We start from the raw sequence: 24,592 nt of genomic DNA, 5'->3' as shown, positions 1-24,592 counted from the left end.
GGGCCGTCATCGCCCTCGGGGGCCGACGAGGCGGGGGCGGGGTCCGTGGAGTCGGCGCGCTGGAGCTGCCGGGTCGCGAGCACGTCCCCGGTGTCCTCGAGGTCGCCGTCCGCGGCGGGAGCGGGCTGCTGCTGCCGCTCTTCCTGCTGCTGGTCGGGCTGCTGCGCCTCCTGCTTCGCGCGCACGCGCGGGTTGGTCGCGAGGATCCACTGCCGCGCCACCTCCGGGCAGGAGGGGTTCTCGACCAGGAGTCCGTGCAGCTGGGGGTGCCGCTCGGTGAGCTCCATCAGCCTCTCGGGCGAGGTGCTCGGATCCTGGGCCTCCTCGGCGGGTGACCGGGGGGTCTCGTTCACATCGTTCTCCTGTCCGTGGGCGCCCTGCGCGCGGCCCGTCTCCGGGCGCGCGGCGAGGGCGGCGCTGTGCGCAGTCACCGAGGATGCCACACGCCCCGGTCGGCGGGTCGAGCCGGATGTGATCTGGCGGACCCTCCGGCGCCCTTCAGTGAGGACAGCCTTGCCTGGCACAATGGTCGAGCGCCCTGCTGTTCCGCCCCGCAGCCCCGCGCTGCCCGCCCGCACATCCGAAGGAGCTGCTGTGACGCGTCCGTCCACCACCGCCCATCTCGCCGAGGTCCTCCGCGTCGAGGACATGACCCCCGCTTTCCGCCGCGTGGTGCTGGGCGGTGAGGGCATGGCGGAGTTCGGCATCGACCACCACCCGCTCGACCAGCGCTTCAAGCTCATCATCCCGCCGGGCGGGGGAGATCCGGCCTTCGATCTCGTGGACTTCCTCGAGAGCCACCAGAGCGACGACCTCTCCTGGTACCAGGCCTGGCTGCAGGTCGACGAGGACGTGCGCGGCGCCATGCGCACGTACACGATCCGCGACTGGGACGAGGCCGCCCGCGAGCTCGTCGTCGACATGGTCCTGCACACGGACGAGCACGGCGTCGGCGGGCCCGCTGGCAGCTGGGCGCAGGCCGTGCGCCCCGGAGGGCGCCTGCACCTCATCGGCCCCCGCCGCGGAGGGGAGCAGTCCCGCAGCGGCATCGAGTTCGAGCCCGGCGGTGCGAAGGACCTGCTGCTCGTCGGCGATGAGACCGCGGTGCCCGCGATCGCCTCGATCCTCGAGTCCCTGCGCGGGTCCGACGTGCGCGGCCGGGCCCTCCTCGAGGTGCCCACGGCCGCCGACCGCCTGGATCTCGAGGGGCCGGCCGGCGTCGAGGTCGTGTGGCTGGCCCGCGACGGCGCCGAGCACGGCTCCCTGCTCGAGCCCGCGGTCCGCGAGGCCGTCGCGGCCGACGCGGATCTGCCCGCTGACCCGTCGGCCGGCGAGCGGGTCGAGCTCGAGGACGTCGACATCGACTCCACGATCCTCTGGGAGGTTCCCCAGCAGCTCACCCACGCCGCCCACGGCAGCACCTCCGAGGTCCACCCCGACGAGCGCCCCTTCTACGCGTGGATCGCGGGCGAGGCGGGCGTGGTCAAGCGCCTGCGCCGCTACCTCGTGCGCGAGATCGGCGTGGACCGCAAGCAGGTCGCCTTCATGGGGTACTGGCGGATCGGCAAGGCCGAGGGCTGACCGCGGGGCCGGTCGCTCCGGGTCACTCCGGGTCGATCACCGGGATCGCCGTGGTCCGGGTGATCGGCTCGCCCTGCTCGCCGAGGGGGCGCACCTTCAGCCAGTAGAAGCCGTGGCCGGGGAGCATGACGTCCAGGGTCCCGTCCTCGCCGAGCGAGGGGAACTCGGCGCCGCCGAAGAGGTCGCGCACGGTGCGTCGGCCCGGCCCCTCGAGCGCGACGCGCGCGGTCACCGGCTGCGGGGCGAGGTTGAAGACGCACAGCAGGGTCTCGGCGTGCTGCGCGGCCTCCTCCCCGTGGTCCGCGCCGTCGTAGGTCCGGGTGAAGGCGAGCACGCGCTCGTTGTCCGCCTCGACGTGCCGGTAGGCGCCCATGCCGAAGGCGTCGTGCTCGCGGCGCACCGCGAGCATCCAGCGCACGAAGTGCAGCAGCGATCCCGAGTGCGCCATCTGCGCCTCGACGTTCGTGGTCGCGTAGTGGTAGACGAGCGACTGGATCACCGGCAGGTAGAGCTTGCCGGGATCGGTGATGTCGCTGAAGCCCGCATTGCGGTCCGGCGTCCACTGCATCGGGGTGCGCACCGCGTCGCGATCGGTGAGCCAGATGTTGTCGCCCATGCCGATCTCATCCCCGTAGTAGAGGAACGGCGAGCCAGGCAGCGAGAGCAGCAGGGCATGGATCAGCTCGATCTCCGAGCGGGAGTTGTCCAGCAGCGGGGCCAGGCGTCGGCGGATGCCGACGTTCGCGCGCATGCGCGCGTCGGGCGCGTACCAGCCGAGCATCGCCGAGCGGTCCTGGCCCGAGACCATCTCCAGGGTGAGCTCGTCGTGGTTGCGCAGGAACGTGCCCCACTGGGCGCCCTGCGGGATCTCCGGGGTCTGCGCCATGATCTCGACGATCTGGCGGGCGCTGCCCTCCCGCAGCGCGTAGAACAGGCGCGGCATCACCGGGAAGTGGAAGCACATGTGGCACTCGGGGTCCTCGGGGGTGCCGAAGTACTCCACCACGTCCTCGGGCCACTGGTTGGCCTCGGCGATGATCACGCGGCCCGGCCAGCTCTCGTCCACGAAGCGGCGCAGGTCGGCGAGGAAGGCGTGGGTCGCCGGGAGGTTCTCGCCGTCGGTCCCCTCCTCCTCGAAGAGGTAGGGGATGGCGTCGGCCCGGAATCCGTCCACGCCCTTGTCCAGCCAGAAGCGCACCACGTCGAACATCGCCTCGCGCACCGCGGGGTTCTCGAAGTTCAGGTCCGGCTGGTGGGAGAAGAAGCGGTGCCAGAAGAACTGGCGGCGCACCGGGTCGAAGGTCCAGTTCGACTCCTCCGTGTCCACGAAGATGATGCGCGCCTCGCGGTACTTCTCGTCCGTGTCCGACCAGACGTAGAAGTCGCCGTACGGGCCCTCCGGGTCCGCGCGGGACTCGAGGAACCACGGGTGCTTGTCCGAGGTGTGGTTCATCGGCAGGTCGATGATCACGCGGATCCCCCGGCGGTGGGCCTCGGAGACCAGGCGCTCGAAGTCCGTGATGGAGCCGAAGTCCGGCAGCACCGCGCCGTAGTCGGAGATGTCGTACCCGCCGTCGCGCAGCGGGGAGGCGAAGAAGGGAGGCAGCCACAGGCAGTCGATGCCCAGCCACTGCAGGTAGTCCAGGCGCTCGATGAGCCCCGTGAAGTCGCCGGTGCCGTCGCCGTTGCCGTCGGCGAAGCCGCGCACGAGCACCTCGTAGAACACGGCCTTGCGGTACCAGTGGGGGTCGTAGTCGACCCCGGGGCCCTGCGGTGTGAACTGGGCGGGGTTCAGTGCCATCGCGCGATCCTCCGGAGTGACGCCGAGCGGGTCGTCCCACAGTAGGCGGGCCCGTGCCCCGGCGCCATGCCTCCGGGCGCGTCAGTCCCGCACGACCCGCCAGTCGATCGGCTGCGCCCCCTGCTGCTCCAGCAGGGCGTTCGCGCGGGAGAAGGGGCGGGACCCGAAGAACCCGCGCGAGGCCGAGAGCGGGCTCGGGTGCGGGGAGGTGATGCAGGGCGTCGGCGACAGCATCGGCTGCAGGCTCTGCGCGTCACGGCCCCACAGGATCGCCACCAGCGGGCCGCCGCGGGCGGCCAGGGCGCGGATCGCCGCCTCCGTGACCGCCTCCCAGCCCTTCCCGCGATGCGAGGCGGGGGAGCCCGGCTGCACCGTGAGCACCCTGTTCAGCAGCAGCACCCCCTGGTCCTGCCAGGCGCTGAGGTCGCCGTGGGGCGCCGGGGCGATCCCCAGGTCCTCCTGCATCTCCTTGAAGATGTTCTGCAGGCTGCGGGGGATCGGGCGCACGTGCTCCTCGACCGCGAAGGACAGCCCGATCGGGTGGCCGGGCGTCGGATACGGGTCCTGGCCCACGATGAGCACGCGCACGTCGGCGAGCGGCCGGGTGAAGGCGCGCAGCACGTTCTGTCCCGTCGGCAGGTATCCGCGGCCGGACTCCGCCTCGGTGCGCAGGAAGTCGCCCATCTGATGGATCGCCGGTTCGACGGGGGAGAGGGCCTCGGCCCAGTCGGGGGCGATGGTCTCGGCGAGGGGGCGCGGCATGGGGCAAGTCTGGCATGCGGCGCGACGGGGCCGGGGCGGTCCGACGGGCCCTCGGCGCGCCGGGACGGACGGCCCGGCGCGCGGCCGTAGGGTGGATCCATGCCCGCCTCCGCCGACCTCCCCGCCCAGGATCCCGACGACCTCTCCGGGGTCGCCGAGCGCTCCGGGGAGGACGGGAGCACGGGGCTCACGGCGCAGGAGCGCGCGATCCTCGCGATGGAGGAGCGGACGTTCCGGTACGTCGGCGCGAAGGAGCGGCGGATCCGCGAGGAGCTCGCTCTCACCCCGACCGCCTATTACGTGCGGCTGAACGCGCTGCTCGACCGCCCCGAGGCGCTGCGCGCCGCGCCCGCCCTGGTGCACCGACTGCGCGCCAGGCGCGTGAGCGCGAGCGACGCCGGCCACGCCGCCTGAGCCGGGACACCGCACAGACGTCGCCCGCGCATCGCGTGTGGCTCCCCGCTCCGTCGGCCCGGAGCTGGTTCAATGGGTCCGTGGCAGATTCCGAGTACCCCTACCCTCCGGACCAGTTCGACGAGGAGGCGACCGAGGTCGCCTACCACGGCGCGCATCGCGCCGAGGAGTCGTTCTGGCGCCAGAACCTCGTCTACCTGATCATCATCGCCGTCGCGGTGGTGGTCCTGCTCGTGCTGCTGTTCACCATCGGCGGGCTCGGGAAGTCGGGGGACGACCGCGCCGAGGCGCCCACCACGGCCGCGAGCTCGCAGGACGACTCGTCGAAGAGCGATGACGCCTCCGACGGCGGCGGCGAGGACCAGTCCGAGCCGGACAAGTCCACCCCTGTGCTCGTGATGAACGCCGGCGGGATCTCCGGCATGGCCGGCGCCTGGGAGAAGTCGCTGACGGACGCCGGGTGGACGAAGGTCGGCATCGGCACCGCGGACAACGTCCAGCAGGAGAGCGTCGTCTTCTACCGCGATGACAAGGACAAGGCCTCCGCGCAGGCCCTGGCCGACGAGGTCGGCGCGGGCGACGCCCGGCAGAGCGACGAGTACGACAACCGCATCACCTTCGTCGCCGTCGAGCAGCCCGAGGGCTGAGAAGCTCGGCGCAGCCACGCGCGCAGGCGCCGCGCAGGGGCCGGTCACCGGGGACGGTGGCCGGCCTTTCTGCGTGCCGGGGTCCCCCCTGGGAGGGATGCGCCGACGGCGGAATCCGTGGGAGGGGTTAGCACTCCGAGGGGGAGAGTGCTTATGATGATCTGGCACTCGACGCCGACGAGTGACAGCGTCCGGAAGGGCGCGATCGTCGGCGGAGAGCCAGGAGCATTCCGGCCCCGTGAGGGACCCGGCGCCGCGTGACGTGAACACGGCGCCTGGTGCCGTCCGTCGCGGGCACAGGGTCGGGTGGACACCACGGATACGGGAGAGATTCCACAATGGCCAAGCTCATCGCATACGACGAGGAGGCCCGGCGCGGTCTCGAGCGCGGGATGAACCAGCTCGCCGACGCCGTCAAGGTCACCCTCGGCCCCAAGGGTCGCAACGTCGTCCTCGAGAAGTCGTGGGGCGCGCCGACCATCACCAACGACGGCGTCTCCATCGCCAAGGAGATCGAGCTCGACGACCCGTACGAGAAGATCGGCGCGGAGCTCGTCAAGGAGGTCGCCAAGAAGACCGACGACATCGCGGGCGACGGCACCACCACCGCCACCGTCCTCGCCCAGGCCCTCGTCAAGGAGGGCCTGCGCAACGTCGCCGCGGGCGCCAACCCCATCGCTCTCAAGCGCGGCATCGACAAGGCCGTCGCCGCGGTCTCCGAGACCCTGCTGAAGCAGGCCAAGGAGATCGAGACCAAGGAGCAGATCGCGCACACCGCCGGCATCTCGGCGGCCGACCCGGCCATCGGCGAGCTCATCGCCGAGGCCCTCGACAAGGTCGGCAAGGAGGGCGTGATCACGGTCGAGGAGTCCAACACCATGGGCCTCGAGCTGGAGCTCACCGAGGGCATGCGCTTCGACAAGGGCTACCTCTCGCCCTACTTCGTCACCGACGCCGAGCGCCAGGAGGCGGTCCTCGAGGACCCCTACATCCTCCTGATGAACTCGAAGATCTCGAACGTCAAGGACCTGCTGCCGCTGCTGGAGAAGGTCATCCAGGCCGGCAAGCCGCTCGCGATCATCTCCGAGGACGTCGAGGGCGAGGCCCTCGCGGTCCTCGTCGTCAACAAGCTCAAGGGCTCCTTCAAGTCCGTCGCGGTCAAGGCCCCCGGCTTCGGCGATCGCCGCAAGGCGATGCTCGACGACATGGCGATCCTCACCGGCGGCCAGGTCATCTCCGAGGAGGTCGGCCTCAAGCTCGAGACCGCGGGCCTCGAGCTGCTGGGCCAGGCGCGCAAGGTCGTCGTGACCCGGGACGAGACCACGATCGTCGAGGGCGCGGGCGAGGCCGACCGGATCGCCGGTCGGGTCAAGCAGATCCGCACCGAGATCGAGAACTCCGACTCGGACTACGACCGCGAGAAGCTCCAGGAGCGCCTCGCGAAGCTGGCCGGCGGCGTGGCCGTCATCAAGGCCGGCGCCGCGACCGAGGTCGAGCTCAAGGAGCGCAAGCACCGCATCGAGGACGCCGTGCGCAACGCGAAGGCCGCCGTCGAGGAGGGCGTCGTCGCCGGTGGCGGCGTCGCGCTGCTGCAGGCGGGCAAGGACACCTTCGCCAACCTCTCGCTCGAGGGCGACGAGGCGACCGGCGCGGGCATCGTGTCGGTCGGCATCGAGGCCCCGCTCAAGCAGATCGCCGTGAACGCCGGCCTCGAGGGCGGCGTCGTCGCGGAGAAGGTCAAGAACCTGCCGATCGGCCAGGGCCTGAACGCCGCGACCGGCCAGTACGAGGACCTGCTCTCCGCGGGCATCATCGACCCGGTCAAGGTCACCCGTTCGGCGCTGCAGAACGCGGCCTCGATCGCCGGCCTGTTCCTCACCACCGAGGCCGTCGTGGCCGACAAGCCGGAGCCCGAGGCCCCGGCCGCCGGCGGCGGCGACATGGGCGGCATGGGAGGCATGGGCGGCATGATGTGATCCGCCGCCGGGCAGCTGCCCGGCGGTGATCGCACCAGCGATCGCGAACGCTTCACCACACGGCGCGGCCGCGTGACCTGCATGGTCACGCGGCCGCGCTGCTGTGTGCGCGGGGTGCCGTCTGCTCGTGCGTACAAGACTGCCGCGTCTTTCGTCAGAACGAGCCGCGAGGCCCATGGGCACGCACCATCACGCTTCCGTTCGGCGTGGTGCGGACTGTCTCGAAGCCCCGAGACCTGTAGAGCGCAGTCGCCACCGAATTCTCGGCGTCGACGTGGAGGCTGAGTGCGAGGAAGCCCATGTCATGCGCGAGTTCCAGCAGCCGGTCGAGGAGTCTGCCACCGACCCCGACGCCCCGGAAGCGCTCGTCGACGGCCAGCACCAGTTCAGGAATCGTGTCCTTCACGAATCCTGCCCGTGCGCTCTGGTGCGTGAAGAGTCGGAACCATGCCGCCCCGCACATCTCCTTGTCGGTCGAGTCGGGGACGGCCACCACTCCTGCGTCGCCTGCGCGGGTCCCGAAGCCATCCACGTAGGAGTCGGGTGCCCCAGCGGCAGCGTGGATCCGGTACGCGGAGTCGTCCCACGGTTCGCGCCAGCGCCACGCTGCGTAGACCGCGCGCCGCATCGCCTCCTCGTCGTCGGGCACTGCGCGCCGCATCGTGAAGCCCATGTCGTGGACCGTAGCAGCAGAAGATCTCGACCCGGCTCCGCGGCGGCGGCCACCTTCCTGCGGTGGTCATGAGGAAGCATGGCCGGTCCACCTCGGCACAGCAGCCTGGATGGGGTGAGAGGATCGTGGCGTCCGGAGTCGGGAGAGCCGTCGCGCCGAGAGTCCGAAGGGCCATGCTCATGAGCACCGCATCCACCTGCGCACGTCCCACGATCATGCTCACGCCGTGGTGCCGCCGCCTGATGCTGAGCGATGAGGACGTGCCGCGAGCGGCGGCGGACGGGTCGACTGCTCCGACTCCGATCCTCGACCATCGCTCTGCGGCGGTGACGACGCTCGTCGACCGGGCCCGCGACGCGGCCGTGTCGACCGGTCCGAGGACTGTCCTGCAGGCCGCCCACCGGGTCATCGCGACCGAGATCTCCCCGGTCTACGCGCTCGACGAGACCGTGCCGGCCTCTCGGATCATCGCGCGCGGCACGGGATCGTGCAGCCAGCGGCTCGCGGTGCTCGAGAGCGTCGCGCGGGCGATCGGCGTGCGCACACGGGTGCGGGCGCTGCTCATCGACGCCTCCTTCTGGTACGACCGCTTCGGTCCCGCGCGGTGGGTGCTGCCCGACGCGATGCTGCTGGTCTGGCCCGAGCTGGAGCTCGCATCGCAGCGGTATGCGGGCACGACCGCTGGCAACTGGGCCGACGCCGGCGGGCCCGGCGCCGGTTGGACGAGCGCCGCGGAGCTGTTCGGGTCGATCGGCTGCCGCGGAGGCGCAGCCTTCACGAACACGGGCTCGGAGACGCTCTTCGAAGCCGCCGGACGCTGCGCGATCGACTGGGACGGGCGGACCGACGAACCCGACTTCGACCTCTCCGGCTTCGTGCGCCACGACTACGGACGCTTCACGGATCGCGACGAGGCGTTCGCCCTGCTGGGGCAGACGCTGTGCGCGCCGAGCCGCCGCATCGCCGACCCGGTGATGCGGCGGGTCTCGGCCTGAGCAGGCGTCGGGAGCCCTCAGGCCCCGAACGGGTTCCAGTAGCGGCCGCCGTCGACGACGACCAGGACGATCGCGGCGGCGACCACCGCGGCTGCGCCCAGGATCGTGACCCAGTCCCTCGTGCGCATCGGCTTCACGTCGTACCAGGTGCGGCGGCGCCCGCGGCCGAAGCCGCGCAGCTCCATGGCGCTGGAGACCGTCTCGATGCGGTCCAGGGAGCCCAGCAGCAGGGGCATGAGGGTCGACACCACGTTGCGCACGCGCGTGACCAGCCCGACCTTCCGTGAGATGTCGAGACCACGGGCCTGCTGCGCCTGGGAGATCGTGCGCATCTCGCGCTGGATGTCCGGGATGAAGCGCAGGGCGAGGGAGACGGCGAAGGCGACCTTGTACGGGACGCCGATGCGGTGCAGGGACGAGGCGAACTCGGGCGGGCGCGTGGTCGCCACGAACAGCAGCACCGCCGGCAGCATCGCGAAGTACTTGAGGGTGACCGCGAGCTGGTAGAACAGCTGCTCCTGCGTGAGGTCCCAGCGCCCGGGGCCGTCGACGATCACGTGCCGGGCGCCCAGCAGCTCGCTGCCGTAGCCCGGCGCGAACACGAAGATCAGCAGGTTGTTCAGCACCATGAAGGTGAGGATGATCCACAGCACCGTCGCCAGATCGCGCAGCCGGACCCTCGAGAGCGCCCAGCCGATCATCGACAGCACCCCGAGCGCCGCCAGGAAGCGCACGTCGAAGCTGATCATCGCCGCGAGCACCATCGCGATCGTGAGCACGAGCTTCGCGGTGCCCGTGAGGGTGTGCAGCAGTCCGGGCCGCTCGACGTACCCGAGCAGGGGAGCGGTCATCGCGCATCCTCCCCGGAGTCCGAGGGAAGGGCCCGCTCGGCGCGGTCCGCGGCCACGAAGCGGTGGACGAGCGCGATCGGGTCGCTGATCCCGCAGCGCCGGGCGAGGGTGAACAGGCCCGTGACCACGAGGTCCGCGCGCTCGGCGAGGGTCTCGTCGGTGAGCACGGCGGCGGGGTCCGTGTCGGCGAGGAGCTCTCCATCGGAGATCACGAGCACCCGGTCGGTGTACTCGAGGGCGAGGTGCATGTCGTGCGTGATCAGCAGGATCGTGGTGCCCTCCGCGTGGATCCGCGCGAGGAAGTCCATGAACTCGCTGTAGTGGGCGAAGTCCTGACCGGCCGTCGGCTCGTCGAGGATCAGGATCTCCGGCTCGAGCGCGAGCACGCAGGCGATGCTCAGCCGCTTCCTCTGCCCGTGGCTGAGGGCCGAGATCGGCCAGGAGCGCATCGGTCGCAGGTCCGTCACCTCGAGCACCCGCGCCGTGCGCCGCTCGATCTCCTCGGCGTCGAGGCCGCGTGCTCGCAGGCCGAGGCGGATCTCGTCCTCGAGCAGGGGTTGGGAAAGCATCTGGCCTGGCTCCTGGAGGACGAAGCCCACGTGCGCGCCGTGCTCGGCCAGCGGCCAGGAGGCGGCGTCGGCCCCTCCGATCCGCACGACGCCCTCGGTGGCCTTCTCGAAGCCGCTGATCACACGCGCGAGCGTCGACTTCCCCGCACCGTTGGAGCCGATCACGCCGAGCATCTCACCGCGGCGGATCCGGGCCGTGATGCCCCGCAGCGCGCGGACGTCGGCCGAGGCGCCGGGGCGACGCAGGATCGCGCCGACGCGCTCGAGGTCCAGGGCTGGGACCTCGACGTCTGACGGGGGCCGGGCAGCGGTCGCGGAGTTCCGGGACGGATCGGCCGGCGCGTGCTCGACCCAGGTGCGCACGGCGTCCCTCTGCGCGGACGAGAGCTCCATGCGGGGAAGGTCCGCCGGATGCTGGCCGGCGGTGACCGGGGCGCCCGCGAGGCGCAGCGCCTCGACGTGCAGGGGAGGGCGGATGCCGTGCTCGCGCAGGAGCGGTGAGGCGAGGAGCTCGTCGGGCGGGAGGTCGGCGATGATGCGGCCCTCGTCCATGAGGACGATCCGGTCCAGCGGACGGTGCAGGAGGTCCTCGAGCCGGTGCTCGACGACGATGATCGTGCGCCCCTGCTCGCGGTGCAGGTCGTCGATGAGCTCGACGGCCGCGCGGCCGGCTGCGGGGTCGAGCATCGCGAGCGGCTCGTCGAACAGGAGCATCTCGACGTCGTCCACGAGCACGCCGGCGATCGCGACCCGCTGCTTCTGCCCGCCGGAGAGCTGCTGCGGGGAGGCGTCGAGGTGGTCGGCGATGCCGGCGGCGCGCGCGGCCTCGGCCACGCGGTCGGGCATCTGCGCGTGCGGGACCTGCTGGTTCTCGAGGCTGAAGGCCACGTCCTCGGCGACGGTCAGCCCCACGAACTGGCCGGAGGAGTCCTGCAGCACCGTCCCCACGCGCCGCGAGGTCTCGATGATCGGCGCGGCGGCGGGATCGGTCCCGAAGACCTCGATGCTCCCGCTCGCCTCTCCCGCGTGCACATGGGGGACGAGGCCGTTGAGCGCCGCGAGGAGCGTCGACTTGCCGCATCCCGAGGGGCCGACGACGGCGATCTTCTCCCCGCGGCGCACCGTGAGATCGATGCCGCGCAGCGTGGGCTCCGACTGGGCGCGATAGCGGAAGGAGAAGTCGCGGAGGCGGACGGGCACCTCTGCGTCGGGCCTGTCGGAGGTGACGGCCCCGCCCGACCTCGGGTTCTCGACGCTCACCTGTCGAGCGTCAGGGAGCCGGTCCGGGTGCGCGAGCGGGCGTAGATCCCGAGGATGATCCCGCCCAGGACGGCGGCGGTCACTGTGTTCACGACAAAGGTGAAGCCCGCTTGGGCGAAGACCTTCGACGCAGGTTCACCCATGAACAGAACATCCCCGGCCGGTGCCCATATCAGCCATGCGACGGCGTTCGCGAGCAGCACTGCGAGCACGAAGCGCACGGTCGTCCTGGGTGGGAACTCTCCCTCGCGCACACGGTTGCGCAGCATCATGAGGCCGACGACCAGTGCGAACACTGCGGAGGCGGTCTCCCAGGAGGGCCATATCCCGTATCCCGTGATGTCCACGAGCACGTGTCCGATGAGACCGGCGAGCATGCCGACGACCGGCCCGTAGAGAACCGCGAAGACCGCGAGCAGGGCGAAGCGGAAGTCGATCGCCGAGTTCGGGATCGGACTCGGTATCGCCAGGAACCTGCCCAGCACGAAGGTGAGCGCCGCACCGATGCCGATCGCGACGACGCGGGTGACGGGGGAGATGCGCGGGCTCATGGACGGCTCCGATCCTCGGACGGTGCGGGGCGGACGGGCTCGAGGGCGACCTCCCACGAGGAGCCCGTGCCCAGGTCGAACGCGCGGGCGTAGGAGCCGCGATTGATCGCGACCGCCATCCGGTCCAGCGAGTTCACGTAGATCAGGGACTCGCCGAGCTCGACCGCGGCGAAGCTCGGGGCGAAGGTCATCTGCGCGGAGTGGACCACGCGCCCCTGGTGCCGCACGCGCAGCTGGACCCGTTCGCCGTGGCGGACGCCGAGCCGTGCGAACAGCGTGCGCGGAATCGAGGTCCAGAGGGACCCGTAGCGCACGTCGAGGACGTCGATGGACCCGTGGACGGCTCCCTCGCGCAGCTCGGGCTCGAGCAGGGGGAGGGCGACCATGCGCTCGAGCGGGACCTCGGGGCCGACGTCCTCGAAGGCGATCGCCCCGGAGGCCAGTCGTGCGCCCGTGAAGGCGTAGATGTCCCTGCCGTGGAACGTGTACGACTCCTCGGAGCCGGCCCGACGGTTCACGGCCTCGTCGATCTGGCGCAGGGCGGTCACCCCGAAGATCGCGTGGAGGTGCGTGAGGGTGCCGTTGTCCGGCGTGACGACGAGGTGGCCCGTGGCGGTGCGCGCGACCACCGAGAGCCGGTCCGAGCCGACGCCGGGGTCGACGACGGAGACGAACACGGTCCCCTCCGGCCAGTACGAGACCACCTGGGCGAGACGGTACGAGCCCTCCCAGATGTCGTAGGGCGGGATGTTGTGGGTCAGGTCGTGGATGCGCAGCCGAGGATCGACGCCGACGGCGACGCCCTGCATCGCGCTGACGGCGCCGTCGTCGAGACCGAAATCGGATTGCAGGACGAGCGGGTTCACACGGGAAGTATCGCAGGCGGAGGGACGGCGGGCACGGCCGGCCCGACGTCCGGTTCATCCGGGTTCATCCTGCTGTCGACGCGGATCCACGAGTCGTGCCGGTGACGGGGCCGCACCGGTCCGCACTGGTCCGCACCGATCGGGAAGGTCTCGGGCGACCTGCGCGTTGGGAGGGGCGTGAGGTACTCCCTGCTGGACCGCTCCCGCACGCGCGAGGGGCGCCCCGAGGCCGCCGCCCTGCGCGACAGCGTGGAGCGGGCCGTCGCGGCGGAGCCCCTGGGCTACCACCGCTTCTGGGTGGCCGAGCACCATGGCGTGCCGGGCATCGCGAGCGGCTCCCCGCCGGTGCTGCTCGCGGCGATCGGACAGCGCACGGAGCGGATCCGGCTCGGCTCCGGCGGGGTGATGCTCCCCAACCACCGCCCGCTCGTCGTCGCCGAGCAGTTCCTCATGCTCGAGGCGCTGGCGCCCGGTCGCGTGGACCTCGGCATCGGCCGCTCGCTCGGCTTCACGGCGCCGGTGCGCGAGGCGCTCGGCCGCACCCGGATCACCGCCGACCAGTTCGCCGAGGAGGTCACCCACGTGCGGGCGCACCTCGAGGGCGAGGCACCGGTCACCGCCCGCCCGGCGGGAGGGCCCCCGCCGCCGATCCACCTGCTCGCCACCGGCTCCGGGCTGCGCACCGCGGCCCGTCTGGGGCTCGCCGTGGTGATCGGAGGGCCCGTGCTGCTCGGCGAGGACCTCGGGGAGCGGATCGCCGCCTACCGCCGGGAGTTCCGCCCGCATGCGGGCAGCGTCCCGCACGTGATGCTCTCGATGGACCTGCTGGTCGCCGACACCGACGCCGAGGCCCGCGAGCTCGCCCTGCCCGAGGTCTGGGCGATGGTCCGCTCCCGCGAGACCGGTGCGTTCCCTCCGCTCGAGAGCCCCGCGAGCATCCGGGAGCGCGCGCTCGGATCACGCGAGCGCGACCGGCTAGGGACAGGGCTCGACGCCTCGTGGGCGGGCAGCGCGTCGACGCTGCGCCCCCGCCTCGAGCGCCTCGTGGAGACCACGGGGGCCGACGAGATCCTCGCCTCCGGGGCGACCTTCGACCGGGCGGCGCTCGCCGACTCCGATGCCCGGGTCGCCGCGCTGCTGGGGTGAGGATCCGGCCCGGAGTGCGGGACCGGCCCGATGGCCGCGGTGGACGCGAGCCGGCCGCTCAGCCCTCGGCCGGCGGCGCCAGGTCCTTGCGGAAGCAGACGCTGATGCCGTCGCTCGGGTCGTAGGGCGCGAACACCTCCACGTGCTCCCAGCCCTCCCGCTCGTACAGCGCGATCGCGTCGGGCTGGCGGTTCCCCGTCTGGAGGAACAGCTCGACGGCGCCCCGCGCGCGGGCGGCGTTCTCGAGGTGGGCGAGGATCGCCCGCGCGAGGCCCAGGCGGCGGAACGCGGGGCCGACGAACAGCCGCTTGACCTCGAGCCGCTCGGGGAGGCGGCGCAGCGTGCCGGTGGCCGCGGCCTCGCCGTCGACGAGCGCGAGCACGACCGTCTCCACGTCGTCGCCCGTCGGCCGTCCCGGAGGGGCCGAGGCGCCGCGGATCGGCACGTAGCGCGGGCCGACCTCGGCGTCCATCGCGTCGCGCAGCGCGGCCGCGCGCGGATCCTCCCAGGACACCTCCTCCCAGGTGATGGAGGGGGCGGGCGTGGTGCGGGTGTCGGTCATGCGGTGGCCTCCAGGATCTCGTCGCCGGGCGTGCTCGCTGTGCTCCCCGTGCTGACTGTGCGCGTCGTCCTCTCCGCGCCCGCGACGTGCGCGGGGATCGAGGCGAGCAGACGCTGTGTGTACTCGTGCTGCGGGTCGGCGAAGACGCGCACGGTCTCGCCCTCCTCGACGACCTCGCCGCGGCGCAGCACGGTGAGGGTATCGGCGACCTGCCGGACCACGCCCAGGTCGTGGGAGATGAACAGGTAGGTGAGGCCCAGGTCCTTCTGCAGGTGCACGAGCACCTCGAGGATCCCGGCCTGCACCGTGACGTCCAGGGCGCTCGTCGGCTCGTCGAGGACCAGCACTTCGGGGCGCAGCACCAGGGCGCGGGCGATCGCGACGCGCTGGCGCTGCCCGCCCGAGAGGGCCGTCGGCCGCCTGCCCAGGAGCTCCTCGTCGAGGCGCACCGCGGCGAGCGCCCAGCGCACGCGCTCCTCGCGCGCGGAGGCATCGCCCACGCGGTACAGGTCGAGCGGCTCGCGGACGATCCGGCCCACGGTGAAGCGCGGGTCGAGCGAGGTGAAGGGGTTCTGATGGACCAGCTGCAGGTCGCGCCGCAGGGCGCGCAGCGAGCGGGGGTCCGACGGGTCGACCGCCCGGCCGTCGACCTCGAGGGCCCCTGCGTCCAGGCGCTCGAGCCCCAGCAGGGCCCGGGCCGCCGTGGTCTTCCCCGAGCCCGACTCGCCGACGAGCGCGTGGGTGGTCCCGCGCGCGATCGAGAAGGACGCCCCGTGAAGCGCCCGGACCTCGTGGCCGCCGGTGCTGCGGAACGTCCGGGTGATGTCGCGGGCGGTGACACGGGGCGCCGTGGCGGGCGGGGCTTCGCCGCCCTCCCCGAGGTCCCGGGCGGCGCGCAGGTCGGCGAAGCGATCGGGGTGCAGGCCGGGGACGTCGGCCTGCAGGCGCCGGGTGTACTCCGAGCGCGGGCAGGCGAAGACCTCGGCGGTGGGGCCCGCCTCCTGGATGGTGCCGCCCGAGAGGACGACGACCTGCTGGGAGCGCTCGGCCGCGAGGGCGAGGTCATGGGTGATCAGCAGCAGGCCGATGCCGAGCTCGTCCTGGAGGGACGTCAGCAGGTCCAGGATCTGCTTCTGGACGGTGACGTCGAGGGCGCTCGTGGGCTCGTCGGCCACGAGCAGGGCGGGGCCCGGGATGATCGCGAGCGCGATGAGCACGCGCTGCAGCTGTCCGCCGGAGAGCTGGTGCGGGTAGGAGGCGGCGATCCGCTCCGGGTCCGTGAGGCCCGCCCGTTCGAGCCCCTCGCGCACGAGCGCCTCGCGTGCGGCCCGGCTGCGGGCCTCCGGGACGAGCGCCGCGGCCTCGAGGGCCTGGGAGCCGATGGTGCGCACGGGGTTCAGGGCGCTGCCGGGGTCCTGAGGGACGAAGCCCAGCACCCGTCCGCGCAGGGGACGCAGGGCGTGCTCGCGCAGGCGGGAGATCTCCCGTCCGCGCAGGCGGACGCTGCCCTCGACGCGGGCGCCGCGGCGCTCGAGCAGGCGCAGCACGCCCCGGGCGATCGTCGACTTGCCGGAGCCGGACTCTCCGATCAGGGCGAGGGTCGAGCCCGCGGGGACGGAGAAGGACACGTCGCGGACGACCTCGCGGGCCGCGGCGCGCTCGCCGTAGGTGACGCGCAGGTGCTCGACGGTCAACAGGGGAGCGGTGTCGTGCTCGGTGTCGCCTGCGGCGGTGCCCCCTGCCTCGGGGTGGGTGTCGGTGTCGGCGGAGGTCATCGGTTCCTCTCGGTGTCGATGAAGCGGCTGAGACGGCTCACGGAGAGCACGACGATCGCGATCACGAGGCCGGGCGCGATCACCAGCCAGGGCGCGTGCAGGAGATGCTCGCGTCCATCGGCCACCAGCAGCCCCCAGTCGGAGGCCGGCGGCGGATCGCCGTAGCCCAGGAACGCGAGGCCCGCGATGGTGAGGATCGCGAGGCCGAACTGGAGGACGGCGAGGGAGAGCACGGGGCGCACGGCGTTCGGCAGCACGTGGCGGATCAGGATGTACGCGTCCGAGCCGCCGTTCAGGCGGGCGGCCTCGATGAACACGCTCGTGCGCACGCGCAGGACCTCCGCGCGCATGAGCCGGGCGAACACCGCGACCGCGGAGACGCCGGTCGCGATCGCGGCGTTGCGGGTGTCGTACCCGAGCGCCGTGACCACGACGACGGCGAGCAGGAAGCTCGGGATCGCCAGCAGCACGTCGACCAGGCGCCCCAGGACCACGTCGGCCCGGCCGCCCGCGTACCCGGCGACGAGGCCGATCGCCCCTCCCACGAGCACGCCGATCGCGACTGCGATCAGGGCGCTGGTCATCGAGGAGGCCGAGCCGTGGATGATGCGCGAGAGCAGGTCGCGGCCCAGGTGGTCGGTGCCCAGCAGGTACCGCCACCCGGGCGGCGTGAACTTCCGGTCGGGCACGCCGACGGCCGGGTCCGCGCTCGTGAACAGACCCGGTGCGAGCGAGAACGCGAGCACGAGGAGGAGCACGACGAGGGACAGCCACACGGTCAGCGGCAGGCGCCGCAGACCGCGCAGCCGTGACCCTGCCTGCGCGGGGGTGCCGGCGGGCGCGTGCTCGGGCGAGCCCGAGGGGTCGCCGGTGGTGAGGACCGCTGCGGTCATGACGCCTCCCGGGGTGCGCGCAGTCGCGGGTCCAGCAGCGGCAGCACGAGGTCGATGACGAGGTTGACGCCCACGAACACGGCCGCGGAGAGCACCACGGCGGCTTGCAGCACGGGCACGTCCTGGCTGGTCACGGCCTTCTGGACGACGGTGCCGATGCCGGCGCGCCCGAAGATCGTCTCGGTGATGAGCGAGCCGCCCAGCAGCTCGCCGACCACGAGCCCGCACACGGTGACCGTGGGCAGCAGGGAGGGGCGCAGCAGGTGGCGCGCGAACACCCGCACCGGGGCGAGCCCGCGGGAGAGCGCGACCTCCGTGTGGTCGAGCGCGGAGGTCGTGTCCAGGGCGGTGATGAACACCTGGGCGATCTGCGCGGACACGGGGATCGCGAGGGTCAGGGCCGCGAAGGCCGTGGATCCGGCGGTCTCGGGATCGATGATGGAGAAGGCGCCCAGCTGCACCGCGAACACCTGGATCAGCACCAGGCCGATGAGGAAGTTCGGGGTGGACAGGAACACCGTGGGCAGTGAGCGCACGAGGCCGCCCATCCGGCCCTCGCCGAGGCTCTGCGAGGCGAAGCCCAGGATCAGGGCGATCAGCAGCGCGAACACCAGGGCGGTCGCGGCGAGGGCGAGGGTGGAGGGGATCGCCTCACCGATCGTCGTGGACACCGGCGCCGAGGTCGAGAGCGAGATCCCGAGGTCGCCGCGCAGCGCGTTGCCGATCGAGATCAGCAGCTGCACGAGCACGGGCTTGTCGAGGCCGTAGAACGAGCGGATCTGCGCCTTCTCGGCCTCGGAGTAGCCGGCCTGCGGGTTCTCGAGCTGCGCGCTCACCGGGTCGCCGGGGATCGCGGCGAGCACCAGGAACACGAGCACGTAGGCGAGGGCGATGACGAGGACGGCCTGGCCGACGCGCTTCAGGGCGATCATGCGTCCGCCCCGTTCCCGTCGGACCCGGAGCCCGTCTTCGTCGCCGCGTGGTACGAGGGGATGGCGACGGCGTTGACCGTGATCCCGGAGAGCTCGGGGGTCTGGACGTAGATGCGCTGGACGTTCTGCTCGAGCGGGATGAAGTAGGCCTGCTCGAGGACGTGCTGCGAGAGCTCGTCGATCACCCCGGCGCGCTCCGTGCGGTCGGCGGTGCCGGCCACCCGGCCCGCGAGATCCGCGAGGCGCTCGTCGGAGTCCCCGAGGGCGAACCAGTCCTCGCCGTCGGCGGTGATCACTCCCGCCACGGTGCCGGCGTCCACGAAGCTGCGGGTGACCTCGGCGAGCCCCTGGTCGGGGTTGTCCTCGACCTTCCCGGAGTAGGCCGCGACGTCGATCTTCTGGGTCGCGACGCGGATGCCCAGGCGGCCCAGCTGCTGGGAGATCAGCTCGGCCTCGGGTACGGAGCCGGTGAGGTACGGGGTGGGGTAGAGGGTGAACGCGAGCTCCGTGCCGGCCTTCGTGCGGTAGCCGTCGTCGGAGCGCCCGGTCCATCCGGCGTCGTCGAGCAGCCGCGCGGCCGAGTCCGGGTCAAAGGGGAAGAGGTCCGAATGGTCCTCGGCCTCGGGGACGCTCGACTGCAGCCAGCTCGTCGCGCTCTCCCAGTCCTTCGTGAAGACGGTGCGCAGGATCTCGTCGCGGTCGATGCCGCGGGTGATCGCGCGGCGCACGCGCACGTCGTCGAAGGGCGCCACGTTCGTGCGCACCCGGAAGCCGTGGGTGAAGCCGAGATAGCGCGGCACCTCGATCGTGAACCCGGCCTCCGTGAAGGAGTCCAGGACCTGCGGGTTCACGTTGTAGGACACGTCGCTCTGGTGGGCGCGGGCGGCGGAGGCGCGCAGGGTGTCGTCCGGCAGCACCTTGAAGGTGATCCTCCGCAGCGCGGCGGCGCCGCTGCGTCCGAGCACGGGCGGAGCCCAGTCGTAGTCCTCGCGGCGCACCAGGGTGACGTGGTCGCTCGCGGCCCAGGAGTCCAGCACGAAGGGTCCGCTGCCGATCTGGTGGGCGAGGTCCGACTGCTCGCCCAGGGAGCGGGCCACGGACTCGGGGCTGAGCAGCAGGCAGCCGTGGTAGCCGAGGGTCGGCAGGAAGGAGAGGGACGGGGCGGTGAAGCGCACGCGCACGGTGCGCTCGTCGAGCGCCTCGGCCCCGTCGTAGGTCGAGCCGGGGAACAGGCCCACCTTCGCGATGCCCGCGTCGGGCCGGCCCTTCGCCCAGACGTCGAGGTTCGCGACCACCGCGTCGGCGTCCAGCGCAGTGCCGTCGGAGAAGGTGACGCCGTCCTTCAGGTGCAGCGTGAACTCGGTCGAGTCGCTCGCGACGTCCCAGCTCTCGGCGATCCACGGGGTGATGGTCCCCTTCTCGTCCGTGTGCACGAGCTTGTCGGTGAGCTGCTGCCAGACGTTCGCCTCGTAGCTCGAGATCGCGCTCTTGGAGGGCACCCACCCGCCATCGAGGTTCGAGATGAGGAAGGTCAGCTCGTCCTCGGGCGTCTCGGAGCCGCCCGCCGCGTGGGCGGCCTCGAGCGCGCAGCCCGCCAGGGGCAGCGCGGCGAGCCCCAGCGCGCCCGCGCCGAGACCGCGCAGGAGGCGTCGGCGGGTGACATCGGGGCCGACGGGGGTCGGGTCTGCCGGGGTCGGATCGACGGGGGACGGGCCGACGGGAGCGGGGTCGACGGGCGCTGGGCCGACGGGCCGGGTCACCCTCGGGCCTCCGGGTCGGACAGGGCCGCGGCCAGGCGCTCGGCCCCCTCGCGCAGGCGCTCCGGCGGCAGATGGCTGATCCCCACGCGCAGCGCGCCGCGATCGTCGGCAGGGTTCGTGCCCGACCCCGCGGCCGGGCCCCCGTCCGCGCCCTCCCAGAAGAAGTACCGGCCCAGCACCGCGTCGGTCCCGGTGCGCTCGCGGGCCACGCGCTGGGCCGCGGCGAGATCGATGCGCTCGTCGCGCACCCGCACCCAGGCGAAGATGCCGCCCGTGCGGTGGACGACGTCGATGCCGCCGGGCACCTGCTCGTCCAGGATCGAGGTGACGAGGTCGAAGCGCTCGGCGTAGGCGGTGCGGGCGCGGGCGGCGATGGCGTCGAAGCCGCGCGGGGCGAGCGGACCGTCGCCCGGCGCGGGGTGCGCGGCCGATCCGGCCCCCAGCACCCGCTCGACGATCGCCTGCACGAGCACCGAGGAGTGCTGGTCCTGGTTCGCGCGCAGCCGCGTCACGGGGCCGACGAGCCACGTCGGCAGTGCGAGCCAGCCCAGCCGCAGGCCGGGCCCGAGCACCTTCGAGAAGGTGCGCACGTGGACCACGCGGTCCGAGCCCAGCGGGTAGTCCGGCAGCGAGGGGCCGTCGAACCCCAGCGAGTGGTACGCGTTGTCGGAGACGATCACGAAGCCGAAGCGCTCGGCGAGCTCGACCAGCCGCGCGCGTTCGGCCGGCGTGGTGACGTACCCGGTGGGGTTGTGGTGATCGGGCACCGTGTACAGCAGCTTCGGGCGCTCGCCCGCGACCAGCCGCGCCTCGAGCGCGTCGATGTCGAAGCCGCTCTCCGTGAGGTGCAGCGGGACGAGCCGGGGGCGCTTGTGCTGGAGGTCGCGGAAGATCAGCGGGTAGGTGGGATCCTCGACGATCACCGCGTCGCCCTCGTCGAGCAGGGCGTCGAAGAGCAGCGAGAGGCCGTGGAAGGCGCCGTTGGTGACGACGATCCGCGCGGGCTCCGCGCCCTCGCGTCGGCCGATCCAGTCGCGGAGGCCCGCCAGGCCCGGGCTCTGGGAGTACTGGAGCGCCGCGGCGAGGGCCGACGGGTCGGCGGTGAGGTCCTCGGCGGCGTGGCGGATCTGCGCGAGCGGCAGCAGGTCCTCGCTCGGGGCGCCGCCGAGCAGCGGGATCGAGTCGGCGGGCAGCGAGGAGGCCTTCCCGAAGCCCCGCGCGCGGTCCTCGCGCGAGCCCAGATCCGAGAGCAGCGCGGAGGGGGAGAGCGCAGGGGCGGGATCGGCGCCGGCCGTCGTCGTTGTGGTCGCTGTGTCCGAAGTGGTCGCAGTGTTCATCGGGGTCAGAGGGCCTTCCCGGGATTGAGCAGGTGCTGGGGGTCGAAGGCGTCCTTCAGTCGGCGCTGGAGCGCGCGGGACGCGTCGGAGAGCTCGAGGTCGAGCCAGGAGTGCTTGGCGGTGCCGATGCCGTGCTCGCCGCTGATCGTGCCGCCGAGGGCCAGGGCCTCGCGGACCAGGTCGTCGGCCGCTTCGTGCAGCACGGGCGGCAGCGGCGCCGAGGGATCGGGGTTGTCCTCGGGGCGGGGGAGCGAGAGCGAGGGGTGGAGGTTGCCGTCGCCCGCATGGGCGACCGCCGACGTGCGGATGCCGTGCTCGCGGCCGATCCGCTCGATGACCGCGAAGGCATCTGCGAGGCGCGACTTCGGGATCGCGACGTCCTCGCCGAGGCGGAAGTGCCCGGCGCCGGAGCCGCGGCCCGAACGGCGCAGCTCCCACCAGTGCTCCGCCTCCGCCTCGTCCTCGAGGACGCGGATCCCGACCTCCGGCGGGCCGGCGTCCCCACCGTCCCCGCCGTCATCGGCCGAGCCGCCCGCGCCGCCGAGCGCGGCGATCAGGTCGCGGGTCTGCTCCGCGATGCCGTAGCCGTCGAGCTCGACGAGCAGCACCGCGCTCTCGCCCGCGGCGACGCCCGCTCCCGTGTTCTCGTCGATGTCCTCGAGGGAGCGCGCGTCCAGCAGCTCGCAGGCCGCCGGCCGCACGGGACTGCGCGAGATCGCGTTCACCCCCGCCGCGGCACCCGCGACGGTGGGGAAGCGGGCGAGCACGGTGCGTCGGGCGACGGGCAGCGGGCGGATCCGCACGGTCGCCGCGACGACGATCGCGAGCGTGCCCTCGGAGCCGATGAGCAGCTGCGTGAGGTCGAGCCCGGTGACGCCCTTGATCGAGCGGTGTCCGGTGCGCAGCAGCGTGCCGTCGGCCAGGACCACCTCGAGTCCGAGGACGGATTCCCTGGTCACGCCGTACTTCGCGCAGTGCAGCCCGCCCGCGTTGGTCGCGATGTTCCCGCCGATGCTGGAGAGCCGCGCGCTCGCCGGGTCCGGCGCGTAGAAGAAGCCGTGCGGCGCGAGCGCCTCGGAGAGGTCCGCGGTGATCACGCCCGCCTCCACCACGGCGACCTCGTCGAGCACGTCGATCTCGCGGATGCGCGTGAGGCGCTCGAGGCCCAGCACGATCGACCCGTCGACCGGGGTGGCGCCCCCGGACAGACCCGAGCCCGCACCGCGCGGGACGACGGGCGTGCCGGTCTCGTGGGCCAGGCGGAGGGTGGCCTGCACTCCCTCGACGTCGCGGGGGAGGACCAGCAGGAAGCTCGTGCCGGGAGCGGAGGGAACCGCGTGGTCCCCCGCGTACACCGGGTCGGGATCGGTGTGCACGACGCCCTCCCCGAGGAGGCCGCGCAGGCGCTCGGCGAGGCCGCGCAGACGCGGCGAGAGGGTCGATGCGTCGGCAGAGGGGGCAGAGGGCGCAGGCGGCGGGGCGGCCGACGCGTCAGCGGAGGTCGAGGCAGAGATCGAGGTCGTCACGCGGGCTCCACGGGTCGGTGGCAGGACCGTCCCATCGTGGAGGTCCATGAGTATTAGCGCAACTGATGCTTCACATAAGGAGACACACAGAAGTGCACTCGCCTCGCGAGTGGGGCGCAGGTCACATGAGGGTTCACCTCCGGGCGGCACGTCACCATCGGTCGGACTCTCTGCCGCCCAGTGCTCTCGGGGGACCCGCCCTCCCCGTGCGGGCGTCTCTTCCCCGTGGTCGTCTCTTCCCCGCGATCACTTCTCGTGTCGCGTCGAATCCTCTGACCTGCGGATTGGGGACAGAGCCCGGACACCTGGCGAAGACGGGACACTTCACGACATGCCCCATGCCCCGGCAGATCTCCCGGACGCCCTGCCCCGTCCCGTGTTCACGACGCATGACGCCCGCGTCGCAGGCGTGGAGCCGCAGCGCCTCCGCCGCCGGGACGTCACTCGGCTCCGGCAGGGCCTCTACGCGTGCACCGACGCGCTCCGCGCCGGCAGGGTCACGCGCTGGGACGTCGCCGACGCGATGCTGCGCCTGCACCCCGAGGCCGCCCTGGTCGGTCTGACCGCGGCCCGGGCCTGGGGACTTCCCTGTCCGGGCGACGCCGACATGACCGGGCGCGAACCGGTGGACGCGCGCTGGGGGATCCCCACGGTGCACCTCGGCACCCCGAACGCTGCGCATCGCGCGTCCGACGACGTCGTGCAGTGGAGCCGGGTGCCACTTCAGCCCTGGCAGATCGAGACGGTCGACGGGGTGCGCATCGCGACATTGGTGCGCACATGGACGGATCTCGCCTCGGTGCTCGACGACGTCTCGCTGGTCGTCGTGACCGACCGGCTGCGCGCGCGGATCACCCAGGACAGGTTCATGGAACCTACAGACCCGCGGGTCCCCGACGGTGCCCTGATCTGGGCCTCCGGCAGCGGTGTGCACGGTGCACCGAAGGCCGCGACCGCCCTGATGAGCTCGGGCACCGACAGGCCGAGCGTGCTGCATTCCCGCCTGATGCGCTCGGGCCCCGCGTGGGGACGGGTGCGGCTGAACATGCCGCTGACGGGCGGGGATCCAGACCCGTCGTCCCCTCACTACGTCCCGGTGCTGCTGCTGCGACGTGCGCATGCGATCTGGTGGGCGGACCGGGTCTATGCGGTGTTCCGCAAGGAGCCCGTGTGCGCGCTGCGCTGTGGGGACTGCGCTCGCTGCACTCTGCCCTTCGTGCCGCGTCTGCTGCCCGTGCGCATCGCCCACGCCCCGGGTCTGCCCGGATGGCTGGAGGTGCGCATTCCCGAGCAGGTGCTCGTCCATGACCCCGGTCAGGTGAGGTTCGCCGTGCGCAATGCCGTGTTGGACCAGCGGCGCGCGCACCGGGCGCGGATGGAGCAGGCCGAATCGCACATCCGGTCGCACACCCTGCGCAGGATTCTCGGATCTCCTGGGGCCGCAGAGGAGCTCGGGTGGCAGCCGGAGAGCGAAGGCGGTAAGGCCTGACCCGGGCGACGCCGGAGGCTGAGGGCCCGGGTGACGCCGGGGGCTCCCACCTCAGCACCTCACGCCGTGCCCTGCCTCGGCGCCGGTGTGCCTGCTGGCGCGTTACGAATTGCGGTGGATTTTCGACGCTTCGCACGTCCGTCCAAAACCCACCGCAACTCGTAACGCTCGCGCACACGGGGGTACCGCGACGACCCGCCCTCGGCCTCGCGCCGCGTAACCCCTG

Annotated in this window: 21 protein-coding genes and 1 pseudogene; 7 read left to right on the top strand and 15 right to left on the bottom strand. The window is 72.5% G+C overall.

Annotated features, from left to right (window positions below; genetic code table 11):
• Nucleotides 1-353 (bottom strand): annotated as a pseudogene (locus tag MHY49_RS11620) (hypothetical protein); the annotation flags it as partial.
• 241 nt (nt 354-594) lie between these two features.
• Here MHY49_RS11620 and MHY49_RS11615 point away from each other — a divergent pair.
• On the top strand, nt 595-1,581 hold the full coding sequence (locus MHY49_RS11615) for a siderophore-interacting protein (protein WP_228357506.1): 987 nt from the start codon (nt 595-597) through the stop codon (nt 1,579-1,581).
• A 22-nt stretch (nt 1,582-1,603) separates the two neighbouring features.
• On the opposite strand, the gene treS is transcribed toward MHY49_RS11615, so the two are convergent.
• Nucleotides 1,604-3,382 (bottom strand): maltose alpha-D-glucosyltransferase, encoded by a 1,779-nt coding sequence (gene treS / locus MHY49_RS11610; RefSeq protein WP_200503421.1) that lies wholly within the window; start codon nt 3,380-3,382, stop codon nt 1,604-1,606.
• Nucleotides 3,383-3,463: 81 nt separating this feature from the next.
• Nucleotides 3,464-4,144: a uracil-DNA glycosylase gene (locus MHY49_RS11605; protein WP_239204254.1), complete on the bottom strand. Its 681-nt coding sequence runs from the start codon at nt 4,142-4,144 to the stop codon at nt 3,464-3,466.
• A gap of 99 nt (nt 4,145-4,243) precedes the next feature.
• Here MHY49_RS11605 and MHY49_RS11600 point away from each other — a divergent pair, with 99 nt between their 5' ends.
• The 3 genes from MHY49_RS11600 to groL all read left to right on the top strand — a co-directional run bounded on the left by MHY49_RS11600 (nt 4,244) and on the right by groL (nt 7,181).
• Nucleotides 4,244-4,558, top strand: coding sequence for a DUF3263 domain-containing protein (locus MHY49_RS11600; protein ID WP_239204252.1), 315 nt, complete (start codon nt 4,244-4,246; stop codon nt 4,556-4,558).
• A gap of 80 nt (nt 4,559-4,638) precedes the next feature.
• Entirely contained in the window at nt 4,639-5,205 is a 567-nt protein-coding gene (locus MHY49_RS11595) for a LytR C-terminal domain-containing protein (RefSeq protein WP_228357509.1), read from the top strand.
• 338 nt (nt 5,206-5,543) lie between these two features.
• A complete protein-coding gene (gene groL / locus MHY49_RS11590) occupies nt 5,544-7,181 on the top strand; it encodes a chaperonin GroEL (protein ID WP_239204250.1) in 1,638 nt (545 codons plus the stop codon).
• A gap of 154 nt (nt 7,182-7,335) precedes the next feature.
• On the opposite strand, the gene MHY49_RS11585 is transcribed toward groL, so the two are convergent.
• Nucleotides 7,336-7,854, bottom strand: coding sequence for a GNAT family N-acetyltransferase (locus tag MHY49_RS11585; RefSeq protein ID WP_239204248.1), 519 nt, complete (start codon nt 7,852-7,854; stop codon nt 7,336-7,338).
• A 179-nt stretch (nt 7,855-8,033) separates the two neighbouring features.
• Here MHY49_RS11585 and MHY49_RS11580 point away from each other — a divergent pair, with 179 nt between their 5' ends.
• On the top strand, nt 8,034-8,849 hold the full coding sequence (locus MHY49_RS11580; protein ID WP_239204246.1) for a hypothetical protein: 816 nt from the start codon (nt 8,034-8,036) through the stop codon (nt 8,847-8,849).
• Nucleotides 8,850-8,866: 17 nt separating this feature from the next.
• On the opposite strand, the gene MHY49_RS11575 is transcribed toward MHY49_RS11580, so the two are convergent.
• Genes MHY49_RS11575 through MHY49_RS11560 form a run of 4 tightly spaced genes read right to left on the bottom strand, consistent with a single transcriptional unit; the run spans nt 8,867 to nt 12,946 of the window.
• Nucleotides 8,867-9,700 (bottom strand): energy-coupling factor transporter transmembrane protein EcfT, encoded by an 834-nt coding sequence (locus MHY49_RS11575; RefSeq protein WP_239204244.1) that lies wholly within the window; start codon nt 9,698-9,700, stop codon nt 8,867-8,869.
• Nucleotides 9,697-11,529 carry a DUF3744 domain-containing protein gene (locus MHY49_RS19365; protein ID WP_239204242.1) on the bottom strand — a complete coding sequence of 611 codons (1,833 nt, stop codon included), beginning with the start codon at nt 11,527-11,529 and terminating at the stop codon, nt 9,697-9,699. Before MHY49_RS19365 ends, MHY49_RS11575 begins: the two co-directional genes overlap by 4 nt.
• Nucleotides 11,526-12,080: an ECF-type riboflavin transporter substrate-binding protein gene (locus MHY49_RS11565; protein WP_239204240.1), complete on the bottom strand. Its 555-nt coding sequence runs from the start codon at nt 12,078-12,080 to the stop codon at nt 11,526-11,528. Before MHY49_RS11565 ends, MHY49_RS19365 begins: the two co-directional genes overlap by 4 nt.
• A complete protein-coding gene (locus tag MHY49_RS11560; RefSeq protein ID WP_239204238.1) occupies nt 12,077-12,946 on the bottom strand; it encodes an S-adenosyl-l-methionine hydroxide adenosyltransferase family protein in 870 nt (289 codons plus the stop codon). The genes MHY49_RS11565 and MHY49_RS11560 overlap by 4 nt, the downstream gene beginning before the upstream one ends.
• Before the next feature lie 177 nt (nt 12,947-13,123).
• Between MHY49_RS11560 and MHY49_RS11555 the strand changes: the two genes are divergently transcribed.
• A complete protein-coding gene (locus MHY49_RS11555; RefSeq protein WP_239204236.1) occupies nt 13,124-14,092 on the top strand; it encodes an MsnO8 family LLM class oxidoreductase in 969 nt (322 codons plus the stop codon).
• Between the two features lie 58 nt (nt 14,093-14,150).
• Here MHY49_RS11555 and MHY49_RS11550 read toward each other — a convergent pair whose 3' ends face one another.
• Genes MHY49_RS11550 through MHY49_RS11520 form a run of 7 tightly spaced genes read right to left on the bottom strand, consistent with a single transcriptional unit; the run spans nt 14,151 to nt 22,877 of the window.
• Nucleotides 14,151-14,654, bottom strand: coding sequence for a GNAT family N-acetyltransferase (locus MHY49_RS11550; protein ID WP_239204234.1), 504 nt, complete (start codon nt 14,652-14,654; stop codon nt 14,151-14,153).
• Nucleotides 14,651-16,429, bottom strand: coding sequence for an ABC transporter ATP-binding protein (locus tag MHY49_RS11545; RefSeq protein WP_239204232.1), 1,779 nt, complete (start codon nt 16,427-16,429; stop codon nt 14,651-14,653). Before MHY49_RS11545 ends, MHY49_RS11550 begins: the two co-directional genes overlap by 4 nt.
• A complete protein-coding gene (locus tag MHY49_RS11540; RefSeq protein ID WP_239204230.1) occupies nt 16,426-17,322 on the bottom strand; it encodes an ABC transporter permease in 897 nt (298 codons plus the stop codon). Before MHY49_RS11540 ends, MHY49_RS11545 begins: the two co-directional genes overlap by 4 nt.
• The gene (locus tag MHY49_RS11535) at nt 17,319-18,254 is read right to left on the bottom strand and encodes an ABC transporter permease (protein WP_239204228.1); all 936 of its coding nucleotides are present in this window, start codon (nt 18,252-18,254) and stop codon (nt 17,319-17,321) included. The genes MHY49_RS11540 and MHY49_RS11535 overlap by 4 nt, the downstream gene beginning before the upstream one ends.
• Nucleotides 18,251-20,014: an ABC transporter substrate-binding protein gene (locus MHY49_RS11530; protein ID WP_370646121.1), complete on the bottom strand. Its 1,764-nt coding sequence runs from the start codon at nt 20,012-20,014 to the stop codon at nt 18,251-18,253. Before MHY49_RS11530 ends, MHY49_RS11535 begins: the two co-directional genes overlap by 4 nt.
• The gene (locus MHY49_RS11525) at nt 20,011-21,351 is read right to left on the bottom strand and encodes a PLP-dependent aminotransferase family protein (protein WP_239204226.1); all 1,341 of its coding nucleotides are present in this window, start codon (nt 21,349-21,351) and stop codon (nt 20,011-20,013) included. Before MHY49_RS11525 ends, MHY49_RS11530 begins: the two co-directional genes overlap by 4 nt.
• A 5-nt stretch (nt 21,352-21,356) precedes the next feature.
• Entirely contained in the window at nt 21,357-22,877 is a 1,521-nt protein-coding gene (locus tag MHY49_RS11520) for an FAD-linked oxidase C-terminal domain-containing protein (RefSeq protein WP_239204224.1), read from the bottom strand.
• Between the two features lie 331 nt (nt 22,878-23,208).
• Here MHY49_RS11520 and MHY49_RS11515 point away from each other — a divergent pair, with 331 nt between their 5' ends.
• A complete protein-coding gene (locus tag MHY49_RS11515) occupies nt 23,209-24,366 on the top strand; it encodes a hypothetical protein (RefSeq protein WP_239204222.1) in 1,158 nt (385 codons plus the stop codon).
• Nucleotides 24,367-24,592: the final 226 nt, after the last annotated feature.

The organism is Brachybacterium sp. ACRRE (genome assembly GCF_022346485.1).
Taxonomy (GTDB): domain Bacteria; phylum Actinomycetota; class Actinomycetes; order Actinomycetales; family Dermabacteraceae; genus Brachybacterium; species Brachybacterium halotolerans.
This window is presented reverse-complemented; position numbering and strand designations above follow the sequence as displayed.